Annotated in this window: 18 protein-coding genes and 3 tRNA genes; 10 read left to right on the top strand and 11 right to left on the bottom strand. The window is 51.5% G+C overall.

Annotated elements, in window-relative coordinates; all coding sequences use genetic code 11:
• Positions 1-13: 13 nt before the first annotated feature.
• The 3 genes from pncB to GWK77_03620 form a co-directional block, all read right to left on the bottom strand.
• A complete protein-coding gene (pncB, locus tag GWK77_03630; GenBank protein QHU93233.1) occupies positions 14-1252 on the bottom strand; it encodes a nicotinate phosphoribosyltransferase in 1239 nt (412 codons plus the stop codon).
• Entirely contained in the window at positions 1249-1887 is a 639-nt protein-coding gene (locus GWK77_03625; GenBank protein QHU93232.1) for an isochorismatase family protein, read from the bottom strand. The genes pncB and GWK77_03625 overlap by 4 nt, the downstream gene beginning before the upstream one ends.
• Positions 1888-2022: 135 nt before the next feature.
• A complete protein-coding gene (locus GWK77_03620; GenBank protein QHU93231.1) occupies positions 2023-2700 on the bottom strand; it encodes an NUDIX domain-containing protein in 678 nt (225 codons plus the stop codon).
• A 90-nt stretch (positions 2701-2790) separates the two neighbouring features.
• On the opposite strand from GWK77_03620, the gene GWK77_03615 reads away from it, so the two are divergent.
• A complete protein-coding gene (locus GWK77_03615; GenBank protein QHU93230.1) occupies positions 2791-3279 on the top strand; it encodes a hypothetical protein in 489 nt (162 codons plus the stop codon).
• Here the strand turns inward: GWK77_03615 and GWK77_03610 are convergent.
• Together GWK77_03610 and GWK77_03605 are read right to left on the bottom strand one after the other, a co-directional pair.
• Complete coding sequence (locus tag GWK77_03610; GenBank protein QHU93229.1) at positions 3249-3683, bottom strand: hypothetical protein; 435 nt, start codon at positions 3681-3683, stop codon at positions 3249-3251. The two genes, GWK77_03615 and GWK77_03610, sit on opposite strands and share 31 nt — an antisense overlap.
• A 123-nt stretch (positions 3684-3806) precedes the next feature.
• Positions 3807-4277, bottom strand: coding sequence for a CPBP family intramembrane metalloprotease (locus GWK77_03605; protein QHU93228.1), 471 nt, complete (start codon positions 4275-4277; stop codon positions 3807-3809).
• A gap of 264 nt (positions 4278-4541) precedes the next feature.
• Here GWK77_03605 and GWK77_03600 point away from each other — a divergent pair.
• Positions 4542-4618: transfer RNA gene (locus GWK77_03600), tRNA-Pro, on the top strand.
• Positions 4619-4708: 90 nt separating this feature from the next.
• Here GWK77_03600 and GWK77_03595 read toward each other — a convergent pair.
• Together GWK77_03595 and GWK77_03590 are read right to left on the bottom strand one after the other, a co-directional pair.
• On the bottom strand, positions 4709-5428 hold the full coding sequence (locus GWK77_03595) for a glutamine amidotransferase (protein QHU93227.1): 720 nt from the start codon (positions 5426-5428) through the stop codon (positions 4709-4711).
• Positions 5425-6690: a DUF1727 domain-containing protein gene (locus GWK77_03590; GenBank protein QHU93226.1), complete on the bottom strand. Its 1266-nt coding sequence runs from the start codon at positions 6688-6690 to the stop codon at positions 5425-5427. The genes GWK77_03595 and GWK77_03590 overlap by 4 nt, the downstream gene beginning before the upstream one ends.
• Before the next feature lie 44 nt (positions 6691-6734).
• Between GWK77_03590 and GWK77_03585 the strand changes: the two genes are divergently transcribed.
• The 3 genes from GWK77_03585 to GWK77_03575 are packed head-to-tail and all read left to right on the top strand — an operon-like array spanning position 6735 to position 11006.
• Entirely contained in the window at positions 6735-7115 is a 381-nt protein-coding gene (locus tag GWK77_03585) for a hypothetical protein (GenBank protein QHU93225.1), read from the top strand.
• Positions 7091-9580: an AAA domain-containing protein gene (locus GWK77_03580; GenBank protein ID QHU93224.1), complete on the top strand. Its 2490-nt coding sequence runs from the start codon at positions 7091-7093 to the stop codon at positions 9578-9580. The genes GWK77_03585 and GWK77_03580 overlap by 25 nt, the downstream gene beginning before the upstream one ends.
• 37 nt (positions 9581-9617) lie before the next feature.
• Positions 9618-11006 (top strand): hypothetical protein, encoded by a 1389-nt coding sequence (locus GWK77_03575; protein ID QHU93223.1) that lies wholly within the window; start codon positions 9618-9620, stop codon positions 11004-11006.
• Positions 11007-11011: 5 nt separating this feature from the next.
• Here the strand turns inward: GWK77_03575 and GWK77_03570 are convergent.
• A tRNA-Arg gene (locus GWK77_03570) sits at positions 11012-11088 on the bottom strand.
• A 50-nt stretch (positions 11089-11138) separates the two neighbouring features.
• A tRNA-Arg gene (locus tag GWK77_03565) sits at positions 11139-11215 on the bottom strand.
• A 56-nt stretch (positions 11216-11271) separates the two neighbouring features.
• Between GWK77_03565 and murB the strand changes: the two genes are divergently transcribed.
• The 5 genes from murB to GWK77_03540 all read left to right on the top strand — a co-directional run bounded on the left by murB (position 11272) and on the right by GWK77_03540 (position 14565).
• Positions 11272-12291 carry a UDP-N-acetylmuramate dehydrogenase gene (gene murB / locus GWK77_03560; GenBank protein ID QHU93222.1) on the top strand — a complete coding sequence of 340 codons (1020 nt, stop codon included), beginning with the start codon at positions 11272-11274 and terminating at the stop codon, positions 12289-12291.
• Positions 12292-12338: 47 nt separating this feature from the next.
• Positions 12339-12926, top strand: a complete 588-nt coding sequence (locus GWK77_03555) for a prepilin-type N-terminal cleavage/methylation domain-containing protein (GenBank protein QHU93221.1) — start codon at positions 12339-12341, stop codon at positions 12924-12926.
• Positions 12896-13309, top strand: a complete 414-nt coding sequence (locus GWK77_03550) for a prepilin-type N-terminal cleavage/methylation domain-containing protein (protein QHU93220.1) — start codon at positions 12896-12898, stop codon at positions 13307-13309. Before GWK77_03555 ends, GWK77_03550 begins: the two co-directional genes overlap by 31 nt.
• The gene (locus tag GWK77_03545) at positions 13287-13952 is read left to right on the top strand and encodes a hypothetical protein (GenBank protein QHU93219.1); all 666 of its coding nucleotides are present in this window, start codon (positions 13287-13289) and stop codon (positions 13950-13952) included. The genes GWK77_03550 and GWK77_03545 overlap by 23 nt, the downstream gene beginning before the upstream one ends.
• Before the next feature lie 187 nt (positions 13953-14139).
• Complete coding sequence (locus tag GWK77_03540; GenBank protein ID QHU93218.1) at positions 14140-14565, top strand: prepilin-type N-terminal cleavage/methylation domain-containing protein; 426 nt, start codon at positions 14140-14142, stop codon at positions 14563-14565.
• Between the two features lie 89 nt (positions 14566-14654).
• Here the strand turns inward: GWK77_03540 and GWK77_03535 are convergent, their stop codons facing one another.
• Complete coding sequence (locus tag GWK77_03535) at positions 14655-15077, bottom strand: prepilin-type N-terminal cleavage/methylation domain-containing protein (protein ID QHU93217.1); 423 nt, start codon at positions 15075-15077, stop codon at positions 14655-14657.
• Between the two features lie 29 nt (positions 15078-15106).
• Entirely contained in the window at positions 15107-16378 is a 1272-nt protein-coding gene (locus tag GWK77_03530; GenBank protein ID QHU93216.1) for an aminotransferase class I/II-fold pyridoxal phosphate-dependent enzyme, read from the bottom strand.
• Between the last annotated feature and the right edge of the window lie 66 nt (positions 16379-16444).

Here is a 16444-nt window from a genome sequence, read left to right as displayed (position 1 = left end):
CTGATTGCGTTACTCATGCGGCAACCGATTGGCGTAACGCCTGATGTCCGATCGCTGTTTTTACATGTGTTTTATATTCTTCAATTTTATCGTCTGGGCCCGTGTGCTTACCTTCAACGTCGCTCAGTTTAACTGTCGGCACGCCATCAACCGCAGTGGCTTTCATGACGAAATTATTTGCCTTAACTCCGAGGTCGTTTGTCAGTGTTGTGCCCCAGCCAAATGTTACCTTGATACGATCCTTGAAATAATCAGCCAGTTTGATAATTGTCTCGATATCCAGTCCATCACTAAAGACGATTGTCTTTTGGCGCGGATCGATACCGTGCTGCTCGTAAAATGCAATCACCATGTCACCAAACTCCATCGGGTCACCAGAGTCATGACGCAGGGCTTGCCATGAAGCCATTTGCTCCGGCGTGAAGTCAGCGAAAAAGAACTTAGTCGTAAACGTGTCAGTTAAGGCAGTTGACAAACCTTCGCCATACAGTTGCTGCCAATCTTGGAGTACCTGATAGTGGCCATCTAACGGATTGTCGCCAGCCTTGTCGGCCAGTGCCGCGTAAACCATCGGTAATTCATGTGCGAATGTACCAATTGGCCGCAAGCCAAGCTCATGTGCCAAATAAATATTTGAGGTGCCAACGAAATTATCAGGAAGTTCACGTGCAACGCGTTCAATGACGTGCTTTTGCCAGTCGTAGCTGAACCGTCGTCGTGTACCGAAGTCCGAGAACTTGATTTCTGGGCGATTTTTTAACATATCAATTTTCTCGCTTAAGCGCCGATCTCCTTCGGCATATAGTTCTTTTAGTGAACTACCTTCATGGGCAAGTTTATTCTGGAAATATAATTCGTTCAGCTCGCTCATGACCACTGTTTCCCAAAATGTAACCAGTGGCCATTTGCCTGTAGTACTAACCGCTAAATCACCGCGCTCATCATAACCAATGTTAACAGGTGGTAGGGGATTGTCGCGTAAAAAGTCAAGGTATTCTGGCGTGAATTGTGCTGTGCTGTCTTGATTTTGTAGGCTGGCGAGGTAGGCGATCTCATCGGGCTGCCAACCATGTGCTACATTACCGAGCCGGTCGTGTAATTCTTCTGCGCTTACAAATTCCGATAGCAGGGTATGGGCGCGATTCTTCAAGGTGAAGGTGACCTCGGCATCAGGATGCTTGGCGTGCTCCAGCTGGCCCATGGTCGCCTTATAATAATCTAGTCCTTGTGATAATTTAGGTTCACGGTTCATTGAACACTCCTTTCGATCATCGTTTTAGCCTCACTGGTTGAAACCGCGAGAACGTGGGCCTCTTTCATGGCGGCTAAGGCCTCTTCTTCGTCAGTTGGTGTGAGTCCAACAGCACGGATAGCCTCTCGCAGTAGATGGATGGAAACGCGCGCATCGTCTCGGAAGTGGTTGGCAATATCCAGAGCAGTCGCTTTGACGCAAAAGTCAGTTGCGAGCCCGCCGAGAAATACTTTAACCTTCTCGTGAGGTGTTCGTGGTGTGATGATGGTCTCCAGCGTCTCGCCTGTGTCACTTTGACCCTCCCAACCAGAATACCCGTCAGTTTGACCCATGCCTTTGTTGATAACAATGTCATCGGGTCGCACGTCAAGCTTATCATGAAAGGCAGCGCCGGTTGTGCCAGCGACACAATGAACTGGCCACTGGCCACCAAAATTACTAAAATGTGGTGTTTTAGCGGGGTGCCAGTCGCGAGTAAAAACCACTTGTCCATCATGGTGCCGCACCGTCTCGGCGATGGTATTGAGCGGGGTAACGACCTGCTTACCCTCGGCAACTGCTAGGCTGCCATCGATAAAATCATGCTGCACATCAACGGCAACAAGTACATTTCGGGTTGGGTTTACTGTTTCCATAGATTACCTCCTTACTTAATGTATAAACTACACTTACTGTATAGTCTAGCAACTAGTTATTGTGTAGTCAACACTAATTGGTAAAATAATATAAAAAATCGATACCCTATCCTGCCCCTGGCTTGGTGATATTAGCTAATCAAAGCTCCGCGATAACGTCTCGAGGTTTTGGGAATTAAACTCGTATAGTTTTGCTGGACGATGTGCGCCGTCACGCCACAACTCGTCGGTTTCATGAATGAGACTGAGGCCGAGGAATTTTTTGCGAAAATTACGCTTGTCAAATTCACGATCAAAGATAATTTCATAGGCGTTCTGTAGTTGGGTCAGGGTAAAACGCCGCTCCAGAAATGCCGACACAGCATTCGTATATGTTAGCTTGGCGATCAGTCGTTCTCTGGCGTATTCAACAATGCTGGCGTGATCATAAGCCAGCGGCGGTAGATTATGTACATCAAAAAATGTTGCATGTGACGTCGCCTCGTCGAGCGTGATAGCGCGTCCACACCCGAGGTACGTCACCGATACAGCATGTCCTCGTGGGTCACGGTCAACCGTGTCAAAGGTATAGAGCTGCTCAATATAGCTCAGGTCACTCTCAACATCTACGCCCGTTTTTTGGGTAACGATACGTCTCAGTGCGGCTGTGGTCGTCTCGCCCTTGGCATTGTATCCGCCGGGTAGCGCCCATTCACCCTTGAACGGTTCGTTGGGGCGCTTTAGGAGTAGGACTTCTAGTGCGCCGCTGCTAATTTGAAATATCACTGCATCAACGGTGAGCGTCGGTGGAACGTATGGTTTCGTGTATTTCATACAATATATAGTACCCTGAAGCAGCTGGTTTGCCAAGGCAGACATTGTGCCCTTGAAGACTGATGTGAATTGTGTAATAATAGCTGGGAAATGAAAGGAAGAACCACTATAACCCCCCGAAGAGAATCCAATGGGTCCGAGCGTCGTCACGCAGCTGTCGAGAATAGTAAGTGTTTCAGGGTACCCATCGTCGAAGGAGGCAGCCTTAAGAGAAAGGCACGCCGTGAGGGGCGCCCTGATAATCTTGACATTGATGACCAGATCCCTGGCCAAACCGTAGAGTCACCTTACCTGCAGCACGAGAGGGACCAAAGATTACTGGCGGCAGCGGCATTGTTGGCCGTTCAAGTTCGTCAACTACTTTTAAGGCATCCGATGAGGGGACGATATGTGAATGCGCTTCAAGCCCTCATGGCTGGTGAATCAGGTGATGTCGGGAGGATAGCCTTCCTCACTACCAGCCCTGTAGCAAAGACAAGAGAGGAACTCCGCTCATTAGCAGACACAGGGATTGCTTCGGTCGAGGTTGATGAGATTGGTTTGGTGCACTATTCATGTGCGGAATTCCCAGTAGAATAGCCACCATACCCATCATCTACCGGATCATCTCTGCGCTCTGCGATCTTGATCAGGGCTGCCAGACTGATTCCTCGCTCGGCAAGTTCTTCTTCTGAGGTGAAAAAGTGGTCGCGACTTAAAAGCAATTCACCGATCCTTCGGTAACCCTCTTTCTTGTCAATGAGCCCCTGTTCAATCTGATCACCAATCTCCCGGCATGCCCTGGCTCTACGAATATTATCCTCCGAGACTACTTTATCCATACCGACAGTCTCATCAACCCCATAGGCCTCAGAAAGTCCTGAATGCACATAGACTTCAATTCCCCCGGGAGGATCCCACAACTTCTTCCCAGGAGGTGGCTCTGGCCAATCCATCTCTCGACGCCAACGTGGCTGAAAAAGTGAGCGTAATTTATCTTTCATACTCATACTTACTATGTATTATCGCACACCACTCCCCTTAGTAAAACCCTCTTCCTAGGAGATCCTTGTCCCATCCCTCTCATCTTGTTTACCATTAAACAAAATGGGGGTAACTTGTCAATGTTAATCAATAATCCCCAGGGCAATTGTCATCACGCCAAGTATCACGTGACTTATCGTTACGCCGATGACGTTCAGTGACTGCTGATACGCTCGGTACCAGAAAAGGCCAACGATGCCCATGATAACAACAGTGAGTATGTCGCCGTAGATGATATGTACATAGCCAAAGAGGACGGCTGCTAACCCAAGCTCCAGTGTTCGGTGTAGTCGCAGTTCTTGCAGTATACGGCTGAGGATGCCGCGGAATAACAGTTCTTGTGCCGGACACGAGATGAGAATATAAAATATATAAAATCCTACCCCTTCGGTTGGTGAGAATCGAGGTTTTTCGAGGAGTAGAAACAGCCCAGCCGCGATAATGAGAGCTACAGTTATCGGTAGCACGGTTTTGAGTGAATAGATAGTACGTTGCCGCGTGATACCGATGTCACTATGCGTATGGCCGAGAATTCGCATTAATATATACATCATCGCCGCACCGACTATAAGTGCCACGAATTTCATATTCCAAGGAATAATGCCGATACAAATCAGGATGGGCAACATGAGATACACGCAGACAATGGTATAGAGATATATCATTTGTCGGCGGTGAGTAGTGTGGGTAGTGTGATTAGTATTGGGCATGATTATGAGAGAGTACAGTTATATATTAACTGAAATCGCTAATTATTGCTGTATTTAATGTGTAAAGTATGGTAGAATGAAGCGGAGTGAGTATCGAGATTAGCTTCTCGGGGTGTGGCGCAGTTGGCTAGCGCGCGCGGTTTGGGACCGTGAGGTCGAAGGTTCGAGTCCTTTCACCCCGACCACACTCATCTTGTTCGAACACACGCCCTCGGAGCTCCGCTCCAGGGGCATTTTTGTCGCAGAAGGTTGCATGTGAACCTAATCTGGTTGGCTTACCGCCCTCGCTCCATCGCCACTCGCTGCGCATGCTCTGCGGTGCGGTCGATTGGTAGCGCGCTGAGCTTATCGGTATAGCCTTTTCGCGTGAGTGCCGCGGTGATCAAAAAATCAGCAAGCCGTGGATTCTTTGGCAAGATTGGCCCGTGCAGGTACGTTGCCACGATGTTGTGCAGCCTCGCGCCCTCAACTTGGCCAGTCTCATCATTGCCAGCACCCCGCACCACGCGCCCCAGTGGTGACACTCCTTCATCGAGCAGTGTCTGGCCGCTATGATTTTCATAGCCAACGATCTGCCCAAACTCCTCGCTCTCGAGCGTGATGTTACCGATCAGGCGCCCTGCCTTGGCGTATGTCTCTAGTGGCAAAATCCCCGCACCGCGAATCACGCGTCCCTCGTGTGTGGTGAACGCTCGGCCAAACAATTGATACATACCACAGATCATCAACATCGGCACGCCGCTCTCCGCTAAGCGCCGTAGCTCATCTGCTCGTGCCAGCAAATCGTCCTGGATAATTTCTTGCCCGGCATTCTGACCACCACCGCCGATGAACATATCTCCCGCCGCAAAGTCAGTCGTATCGCCCGGATTATGATCAATAATACGTACCGTGAAACCGCGCCATTCCAGCCGCTTTTTCAGCGCCAACGTATTACCCCAGTCGCCATATAGGTTCATGTCGCGCGGATACAATTGAATAATCGTGATCGTCATCGGATGGCCTCCACATCGGTTTTGATTGATAATAATTTGCGCAGTCGCATCATCGCTGTGTAGGTGCAGTAAATGTGTTTTGGTCTGCGTGGATGATGGGCTAGTAATTTCTCCAGCGCCGCCGCCAAATCTGGCTCAATGATTTCTGGCGTGATGTCGTCATACTCCAGCCGCAATGCCATATCGTGAGCGCGCACGCCGCTGACCACCGCCACCTGCTCGAGGCGTGAAACATCCACGTCCCACAGCCAGCTAACGTCGCGTCCGTCAGCATAATTATCGTTGATGGCAATCATCGTATCCGCCGTCCTGTCGGTAAATGACAGCAGGCTGAGCCGAAAGCCGCTTGGATTCTTCACGAGAATCAGTTCGATCGGCGTACCGTCGATCACGATAGTTTCACCTCGGCCAAATGCTGGTGCTACGTCTGACAGGGCGCCCAGTAGTGTCGTTAGCTCGGCCTTCTCTCCCATAATTTGCCGCACCAAACTCAGCGCTGCCGCCGCGTTCAGCAGATTATACACGCCATTCAGCCGCATTCGCACTGCATGCTTGGCCCCATCAATCTGAAAGGCTGCCGTTTGCTTATCAATGTCAGCGAGCAGCACGTCGGCTGGGGCCGTCTGATTTGCCTGAGCTTGGCCGGTCTTGAGCGCATCATCAGTTGGCATCAGCTCCAGCAGCTGGTCGGTCGTGCCAAAAAACGCTACGTTTGCCGCTGTGTTTTGGCGCAGGCGGTAGATGCGCGGGTCGTCGCGGTTGAGCACCACGGTATCAGTGGTTGCCTGGGCGATTTTTGCTAAGAAACCAGCTGCCGTGTCGATCTCGCCAAACCGATCCAGCTGATCGCGCATGACATTGAGCAGTAGGCTGTAGCGCGGTGGTACCAATTGAACAAACTTGACCGCCCAGGCCTCGTCAAGCTCCAGCACCGCGATGTCGGCATCCAGCCGCCCGCGCATGTTTACCTCGCCGAGCAGCGCTGCCGCTACGCCGCGCGAGAAATTACTACCCGTGCGATTGGTAAAAACCTTAAGGCCGGCCGCCTCGAGCAGTTCAACAACGATTTTAGTAGTAGTGGTCTTACCATTCGTGCCGCTGATAACCACCACGCCGTGCGGTATTTGCGCCAGGGTACGAGCGATAAAACCTGGATCAATCTTTTCGATAACTAACCCCGGGAGTGCCGAGCCGCCACCGCGTAGGCGAGCAGCTTGTTTGACGGTTTTGCCGATGAGTGTGCTGAGAATCTGTCGTGACATATTTCGTATTATACCGCGCCCAAGCAGTGTGCTACAATAGAACTATGTTTTTGGTGGGTATTTTCCAGTGGTGGTATGGCGCAGGTTGGCGGCGGCATATGCAGCGCGTTGGTCTCGGTGTGTTGCGGACAGCTGATTTTTTCTCAATCGGTTTGTTGGTGCGGACGCTGTTCGATCCATTTCGCCAAATTTCCGCAGGGCAAGTTCGTGCTCAGGCGCCGCTCGCTGTCAAGATGCAGGCCTTTTTCGACCGACTGTTCTCACGGGCAGTTGGTGCGGTGGTGCGGCTTTTGGTGCTGTTTGCGGGGCTGGTAGTTATCAGCCTGCGGGCGGTGTGGGCGGTCGGTAGTATCGTGGTGTGGGCGCTGTTACCCGTAACACCGGTGATAGGAATTATCTTGTGGCAGATGAGGGTTTTGGCATGAACGAGGTGCGGCCGGAGTTTCGCTATCACAGCTTGCGGGCGCAAAAGGCACGGTTTACGGCGCGGTTTGGTACAATTTGGCATGTGCTAGTGGTGCTCGTCGCTGCTGCGTTGGGTCTGGGTGGTGTCTGGCTATTGATCAAGCACGGGCCGATTGGCTGGTTGATGATTGGCCTCGTGGGGCTATTGGCGATGCTCAGCGTGTGGTGGCAGGGCGATCTCAAGACGATGGCAGTGAGTGTGCGAGTGGAGACGATTGATGATGTGATGGCGGCGGATGTGCTGGGTCGTCTGAGCCAGCGGCCGTCGCCAAAAGAGATCGCGCTGGCGGTTGGTCAGTCGCGGGCCGGGCAATTCCTCGGGGTGCGGTTGGGCCTCACACCGAACTTTTTGGCGAATATCGCTTCGGATGATCCCAATAATACGCCAGCTGTATGGCAATCGGCGCTGCGAATTTGGCGTGACACCAATAGCCCGAAGGTAACAGGTGCGGTGTTGGCGGCGGCGATTGTTGAGCAATTTCCGAATCATGATGCCTTGCTCGCGAATTTGAAAATTGATTTTCGCGATGTATTGGGCGGCATCATGTGGTATGAGCGCCTCAAGTCGTTGATTGAGCAGTTCAAGCAAAAGCCGCTTCACACCGGTGGTATCGCTCGCGACTGGTCGTTTGGTTATACGCCGCTATTGAGCCGGTTCGCCCAGAACCTTAGCCTGCAGGTATCGGGTGGGACGATGATCGCGCAGCTGGACGCTCATCAGGCGGCGCTGGATCAATTGATGACAATTTTTGGCTCGAACGGCCGGCAAAATGCGGCGCTGGTCGGGCTTGATGGGGCTGGCAAAAGTACGGTCGTGGCGGCGTTCGCCGAGATGCTCATTGATGGACATAAAACCGTGCCGTCGTCGCTGCTCTATCGGCAGATTTTCCTACTGGACGCCTCATCGCTGATTTCGGCGGCAGCCGGTCGGGGCGAGCTAGAAGGACTGGTGACGCAGATTCTCAACGAAGCATTTTTATCAAAGAATGTGATTCTGTGCCTCGATAATGCCCAGCTGTTTTTCGAGGAGGGCGTTGGTTCAGTTGATCTGAGTAATTTGTTACTGCCAATTTTGGAGGCGGGCAGGCTGCGAATTATCTTGACCATGGATAGTCAGCGCTATTTGCAGATTTCTCAGCGCAACGCCCAGCTGGCGACGGCGCTCAATACCATCGTTATCGAGCCGTCGTCACCCGAGGAGACGGTGCGAATTATGCGTGATCAGCTGCTTGGTCTCGAACATCGCCATAAAGTGACCTATATGTATCAAGCCATCGCTGAAGCTTACCGCGTCGGCGAGCGGTACGTCCAAGACGTGGCGATGCCGGGTCGGGCGCTCAAGGTGCTGGAGGCGGCAGCTCACTATGCGTCGTCCGGTCTGGTGACAGCTCAGTCGGTCGATGACGCGGTCGAAAAAACCATGGGCATCAAGATCGCGACCGCCTCGACTGATGACGAACGGGAAAAACTCTTGAACCTTGAAGACTTGATCCATCAGCGCATGATCAATCAAACGCGTGCCGTCAGCGTCATCTCTGATGCGATCCGGCGAGCGCGTGCCGGCGTGCGTAACCCTGATCGGCCGATTGGCACGTTCTTGTTCCTCGGACCAACTGGTGTCGGTAAAACCGAGCTGTCCAAGGCGCTGGCGGATATCTATTTTGGTGGCGAGGGCAACCTAATCCGGCTGGATCTCAACGAATTTGTGCGGGCCGAGGACGTGGCGCGGCTGATCGCCGATGGGGCGAATGATCCGATGAGCCTGACCGCCCAGGTACAGAAGCGGCCGTTTTCGGTGGTGTTGCTTGATGAAATTGAAAAGGCCCATCCGCAGGTGCTCACGACACTGTTGCAGCTACTGGACGAGGGAATTTTACGCGACGAGAAAAACCGCGATATTAGTTTTCGTGACGCCATTATTATCGCCACGTCAAATGCTGGTGCTGAGAGAATTCGCGAATACATCGAGCGTGGCTACCAACTGGAGCAGTTCGAACAAACATTTATCAACGAGCTGATTAATGCCAATCTGTTTCGTCCGGAATTCTTGAACCGCTTTGATGAAATCGTGCTATTTCGTCCCTTGGGCAAAGAAGAGTTGCTGCAGGTCGTCGATCTCATTTTGGCTGGTATCAATCGGACGTTGGCGCCGCAAAAAATCCAAGTCGCCGTCGAAGAGGCGGGTAAAAAATTACTGGTCGACGCTGGCTACGATCCGCGCCTCGGTGCTCGCCCGATGCGCCGCGTGGTGCAACGAGCTGTCGAGAATACCGTCGCCAAACAATTGTTGGTTGGCACCGTCGCGCCGGGCTCAACGACGATTATCACGGCGGAGCAGATACGAGCGGTGGTCGGCGAGGCGGCTAATGGTAGCAGTATGGTGTCCCCAGGCCCGGGCGCGCCACCGATGTCGCTTGAACAGTAGGGTTGCAAGTATATTTGTATTATTGTATAATAGTCACGTGGCTAAGAGTAGTATGGAGTTTCCCGGTCGTGGAAATGAGATTAAAAAGCAGTCACCTCATTCAATTGAGGGGCTTGTGGAGGGTGGTTTTATTGATGAAAGTGGGCAACTAACCCAGCGGACACGTCGTGCCATACCGCGAGGGGGTGTGGAGATATTAACACCTATTAAGGTGCTAGAGGATGGAGAATTGGTTGACCCGAAGCTTTCAAGAGAGGTGCAGGACTCCTGTTTTGTTATCGCGGACGGGGTAATTGTAGGGGGGTGTTTTCTTGATCTCCCCGGGTCTGAGAGGGTTGAATATAACGGCCGCATCTCCAGCCAGGGCTTTGTTACCATATGCCAAGATCCTATGCTCGTGAATATCGTCGAGCAACTTGAAGATATAGCTCGGGAAGATCGACATACTAGGCTAACACTACGGGATATGGGTGCTCTCGGATTTGGCGGCTTTGTCGCTGGTGGAGGTATGTCATGGCTAGGTTCTGGCGAGCCATTTCTGACGACAGCTGGGACTGTTGTGGGTGGTGCGGCTGGGTCGATTGGTTTTCGACTGACTGAAAGAAAATGGCTTGAGGGGCAGGTAGAACAACTTAGTCGGGTAATACATGAACGCCCCGACAACATTACCATTAACCTCGACCTTATTGACAAGGCGCGAGCGAGCAAGCCGTCACCGGTGGTATCTAGTCTGCAGTGGTTTTGGGAGACGAGCAGAGTCGACCCTAACTTTAGATTTGATGCACAGATAATAACTATCAATAATATTATTCGGTTTATATTTAGAGATCCGCGATATAACTCGGACGCCCTTATGTTTGCCAAGAAGTGCCAAGAGTGCCAACAAGAGTATGACGCGATACGGCGCGAACGAGCCGCACTGGAAGTTCGTACTAGCATGGGCATAAAAACTAACGATGGTCAATTGGACGCGCGTGAGAGTCATACTGATGAATATTTGGCGGACTGTTTCTTGCAGCTGTTCGATGGTGTGAAAGAGACACACGACCGACTAGAGCGGGAAGAACAGCAACGACAATCGCGGCGCGAGTTTGATGCCACGATAGAGCGCCTCACGACCGTTACCGAAGCAGAAATTAAGTGTCAATCAGCGAAAGTATTTCATGATAAGTTGATGCGGTCTCTGAGCGGAGAAACGCTGATGAGTTTTGGTGAAGGTGAGCAAGGCATCTGTATGCGAGCAATAGAATGGGCAATGGACTTTATTCATAAATTACCGCAGATGATCACCCCCAGTCTATCGATACACGAGGCGTATGATCATTTTCAAGGTACAATTAACGATATGACGAATGGCAAGTTGGCATTGCCAACAACTGAGGAATTCCAACAAAAATACCCCGTCATCGACCAGGGTATCGTCTAGTATAGTGGTACCCCGCACAGGAATCGAACCTGCAACCTTTGGTACCGGAAACCAACGCTCTATCCAGTTGAGCTAACGGGGCATAACTAACGCGCTGATAGGAAAAGGTCCGGTGGAAAAGCGCGAAATTCATGGTACACCCGGCAAGATTCGAACTTGCGACCCCTTGGTTCGAAGCCAAGTACTCTAATCCACTGAGCTACGGGTGCACACGAGGGTATTATACCACGCACCGCGCCTAAATAGAAATGATATAATGTATCACATGGAGATACGAACAGATATTCCGTTACAACAGTATACGACGATGCAGCTCGGTGGCACAGCACGCTTTATGGCGTCGGCGACGTCGGTGAATGAAGTGAGAGAATTATATAAAAGTGCCAAGGTGCAAGGTATACCGATCTTTGTCTTGGGCGGCGGTAGTAATGTCATCGCTCGCGACGAAGGGTTTGAGGGGGCGGTGCTGCTCAATCGAATCAAGGGGTTTGAAGTGCTGACTGATGATGGCCAGACGGCAACGATCAAGGTTGGTGCGGGTGAAATATGGGATGAGGTGGTTAAGCGTACAGTTACCATGGGCCTGAGCGGCATTGAGGCGATGTCGGCCATCCCTGGTACAGCCGGCGCTGCGCCGGTGCAAAATGTCGGTGCGTATGGCCAGGAAGTTGCTGATGTGCTCACTGAGCTAGAGGCGTACGACTCACTGACTGACCGGGTGGTGACCTTAGGCGCAGCGGAATGCGGGTTTTCATATCGGCATAGTATTTTTCGTGGTGAGGCGAGCGGCCGCTACTGCATTCTCTCAATTACCATCAAGCTCCATCACGCAGCGCCAAAACCGCCATTTTACGCCGGCCTCCAGCGGTATTTGACCAACATGAATATCACGACCTTTACGCCGCAGGTGATCCGCGACGCGGTGATGGCGATTCGGTTTGATAAGTTACCTGATCCGACCGAGCGACCTAATGCTGGCTCATTCTTCAAGAACGCGCTGATCGAATCATGGCAACTGAATGAACTTCGTGAACGGTATCCAGATGCCCCATCCTATGATATGCCGGACGGCCGACACAAGGTGCCAACGGGCTGGTTGATCGAGCAGGCTGGGCTCAAGGGGGCATTGCTTCACGGCATGCGGGTGCACGACAAGAACGCGCTGGTATTGATCAATGAGTCGGCGACCAGCTACCACGATCTGGCGGCGGCACGTGACACCATCATCCAGTCAGTCTACGATAAGTTCCACATCCAGATCCAGCAAGAACCGTTGGAAATTTGAGCGCCAAAACGCTTGCGCTTATGCATATTTCCGAGTATGATGGGGGTATGAAGGGACGGGGGTTTACGCTAGTCGAGCTGATCATTGCTATTGCTGTCATGGCAATTCTACTGGTGCTCGCAACATTGAGTTTTCGTAATTATCAGGCGGCGGCACGCGATAAGGAGCGTGAGGCCGATGTACTAGCCTTGCAGAACTATCTCGAGAGCGTCTATCCACGGGAAATTCGCGACAGTGCCGGTAACGTCATCAAGCCTGCTGGCGGCTATCCGGCGTATGTTTCTGGCGCCAGCGGTGCTGGCAAGATGACTGCGGCGCAGTTTGCAGCGGCGTTTGACGAACTGGGTGGTGCCGCCAAGACCGGCCCACTGGATCGAGAACGCCTTATTTCGGCGATTAACGGTACATTCGGTGTCAATCCGATCGCTAACGTGGGTCAGCTGTTTGCCAAGAAGGATGATTACGAAAACACCAAGATTACTAATTATCCGAACGGTGCGTACGTCTACATTGCTGGGGTTTACGGTGGCGTGTGTGACGAGATAGGTACGGCCTGTCGGCGCTATACGATTTTTTATCATTTAGAAACAAAGGAGCCGGGTAAATGGCAAGTACTCAACAGCAAACGTCTCTAAAGCATGCGGGCGGTTTCACCGTTGTCGAATTGATGATCACCTTAATTATCGCCGGGATCTTTATAATGAGCGGCTACCAACTGTATGGGGCGGTGTTGGCGCGCAATACTGAGGCTCGCCGTACGTCGGAGGCCGCTAGTATCGGATACAGCATTCTGCGTGAACGCGGCCTGTACAAAACGGTGTCTGAAGTTTGTGGCAGCGGTGCGGTCAAGACTGAACACGTGACACCACCGACCACGCCAACATTGCCGGATCCAGTACGTGCTCGAGTCGAATATTGTAAAGTGCCAAACAGCGTCGCAGTGATTCGCGTCGCAGTGATTATTACTTATGGAACGCCAGCGCAGGAGGTGGTGCATGCGACGTATATTTCGGGCTAATTCTAACCGGCGACAACACAGCCAAGGTTTTACGCTGATCGAGATCTTGGCGATTGCGCCAGTCATTATCTTGGTACTGGCGGGTATCATCGGCCTAATTATCAACCTTACTGGCTCATCAATGATCACTAGTGCCAGGTCACAGCTACAGAGCGATGTGCTAACGGCACTTGATCGGATTGAGGCAGACGTGCGGCTTAGCACTACGCTTGAGGGAACAACCTCGTCATACGTGCGTATGCATAGCCTCGCCACCAGCGACAACCCCTACAGCTCGACGCGGCGTCTGATCCAAAAAAGCGATTGCGGTGTGGCGTGGGGAGCGGTTGCTATCGCTGATGCCAAGACCTATACCACTGAGTATTTCCAGAGCGGCTCGGAGCTCAAGCGCAAGACGATGTACGATGGCTCATGCCCGAGTGCCAGTGATCGTATCTGGCAGCTGGATGGGGCGGTCGAGACAATCATCGACACCAGTACGGTGCTCAATTTCAATGTTTGCAAGATTAACGACGGTACGCTTAAGGTCAGCCTCGGGGTGACTAAAACCGTTGCTGGTGAAAATATCCAGTACTCCAGCCAGCGCCTCATCAAGTCAATCAATGTTGCTGTTAATGGCACTGCCGGCGCCTCGTGTCCATAGCGGGTTCGGGTGGGTCGTGTGGATAACGCCCGTTTCGAGCAGGAAGTGCTTTGAGGTACTACCTCTGTTTTTATGGCCAACGTGAGTCGAATCGGGGAATTATTCGTAAAATGCTTGCGCTTTTATAATCGCTTTGTTACAATCAAGTTACAATAATAACTAACTAAAAATAGGGGGCAAATCAGAAATGATTTCTTCAAACAAAACTAAAGGTTTCACATTGGTTGAGCTCTTGATCGTTATCGTGGTCATCGCTATCTTGGCTGCTATTTCGATTGTAGCGTACAATGGTGTGACAAATAAGGCTCGGGATGATGAGCGTGCAACCGATGCGCGTAACATTATTAACGCAGCAGCTGCATATAATTCTGAAAAGGATAAGTGGCCAACGGATACCGAAATCAAGGGATTTGATACGATTAAGCTATCAAAGAATGCGAAGGATAATATAGGCAACACTGCCCCAGGTCCAAACGATAAGGGTAAGTACAAATACGAACTTTGTCAGGACTCAAACAATAACAACACCGGTGCTAAAGTTACCTACTGGAAAGATATTATCGAAGGAAGTGCTCAGCACGAGCAGGTGATTACTACTGGTAGCAACTGCTAGTAAGCTTACTGTAGTATTATTACACTAAAGCCCCGGAATTACCGGGGCTTTTTATACGAGCAGCATAACAGTTTGTTTGTCTCTTTGTTTTAACAACCGCTACCGCTACTGACTATCTTCTCGTGAGCTTCGTGTCCATCAATAGCTTCTTTCCAGTAGGTAACTTTTGCTCCGGTAACGTTTGGAGCAGTTCCGCACAACTCGTATAGATACTTGCTTTTATCGGTTGGACTTGGTGCGGTAGTTCCGAGGCGACTTTTTACCTGGTCAGGTAACCTAATCGTATTAAATGACCCCAGCTCTGCTATTGTCGGCCAGTGGCCTTTTTCTGAGTTGTACACGGCGGCAGCATTGATGATGTCGCGTGCGCTGGCTAACCTCTCGCTATCCCGAGCTTTGTTGGATACACCATTGTATGCTGCTATCGAGATAGCAGCCAAGATAGCGATGACCACGATAACGATCAAGAGCTCAACCAATGTGAAACCTTTAGTTTTGTTTGAAGAAATCATTTCTGATTTGCCCCCCAAGTTATTTAGTATTAGTTATATGGTAGCGGAAAACGCGCTGCAAGGCTAGTAGTTTGTTGCTTAATTTTTGTGTATTCTGCTGGATTTTCTGTATTTATCGCTGCAATAATCCACTTGGCAATTTGTTTAACTTCCGCCTCTGTCATGCCGCGTGTAGTGAGTGCTGGCGTGCCGAGGCGCAGGCCGCTTGGACGGAATGGCGGTAGGGTGTCGTTGGGGATGGCGTTGGCGTTGGCGGTGATACCGCTGGCCTCTAGCCGCTCCTGAGCAGTTTTACCATCAATGCCGAAGCTGCCATAGATGTCCGCTAACACTAGATGGTTGCTGGTGCCGCCTGTTACTAATTTCAAGCCGCCGCGCTTTAGTTCATCTGCCAGAACGGCTGCATTTTTAACGATTTGCTGGGCGTATTCCGTGAACTCTGGGCGTAGCGCCTCGCCAAAGGCGACTGCTTTGGCAGCGATGGTGTGCATGTGCGGGCCCCCTTGGGTGCCAGGGAAGACCGCCCGGTCGATCAGTGTTGGCAAGTTTTCCAAGGTTTTTTCCGGCCGCTTCAAAGGATTGCTGGCTATGCCCCTCGACAAAATCAAGCCGCCGCGCGGGCCGCGCAAGGTTTTGTGCGTGGTAGTGGTGATAACGTGAAAGCCATAATCGAACGGATTTTTGGCTACGCCGCCGACGATCAGCCCAGCGATGTGGCTCATGTCTGCCATCAACATAGCGCCGACTTCGTTGCCAATCTCGGCAAACTTGGTGTAATCTAGCTCGCGCGGATAGGCCGAGAAGCCCGCCAAGATGATTTTTGGCTGATGTTTCAGCGCCAAGCGGCGAATTTCTTCATAGTCAATTTCGCCAGTCTCGACATCCTTGATGCCGTAGCGGACAAAGTTATATTCGCGGGCTGAGCGGGTGACTGGCGCGCCATGCGTCAGGTGGCCGCCGTGCGCCAAATCCATCGCCAGAATGGTATCGCCAGGCTCGCACCACGCATAATACACCGCCTCGTTGGCCTGGGCGCCGGAGTGCGGCTGGACATTGGCGTGGTCGGCCTTGAATAGCTTTTTAGCGCGGTCAATCGCCAGCTGCTCAATTTGGTCGGTGTTTTCTTGTCCGCCGTAATAGCGTCGTCCGGGGTAACCCTCAGAATATTTGTTGGTAAAGACGCTGCCCAGCGCTTTGAGTACACTAGTTGAAACGTAATTTTCGCTTGGGATCATTTCGATCCCCAGCTGCTGCCGTTCTATTTCTGCCGCAATTAAATCGGCGACCTGCGTATCTTGCATGACACTCCCTCCTTTTCTTCTATTATAGCACTTTACAACATATATCATGTGTGATATATTGTACGC

This window comes from Candidatus Saccharibacteria bacterium oral taxon 488 (assembly GCA_010202645.1).
Lineage (GTDB): Bacteria > Patescibacteriota > Saccharimonadia > Saccharimonadales > Saccharimonadaceae > Nanosynbacter.
This window is presented reverse-complemented; position numbering and strand designations above follow the sequence as displayed.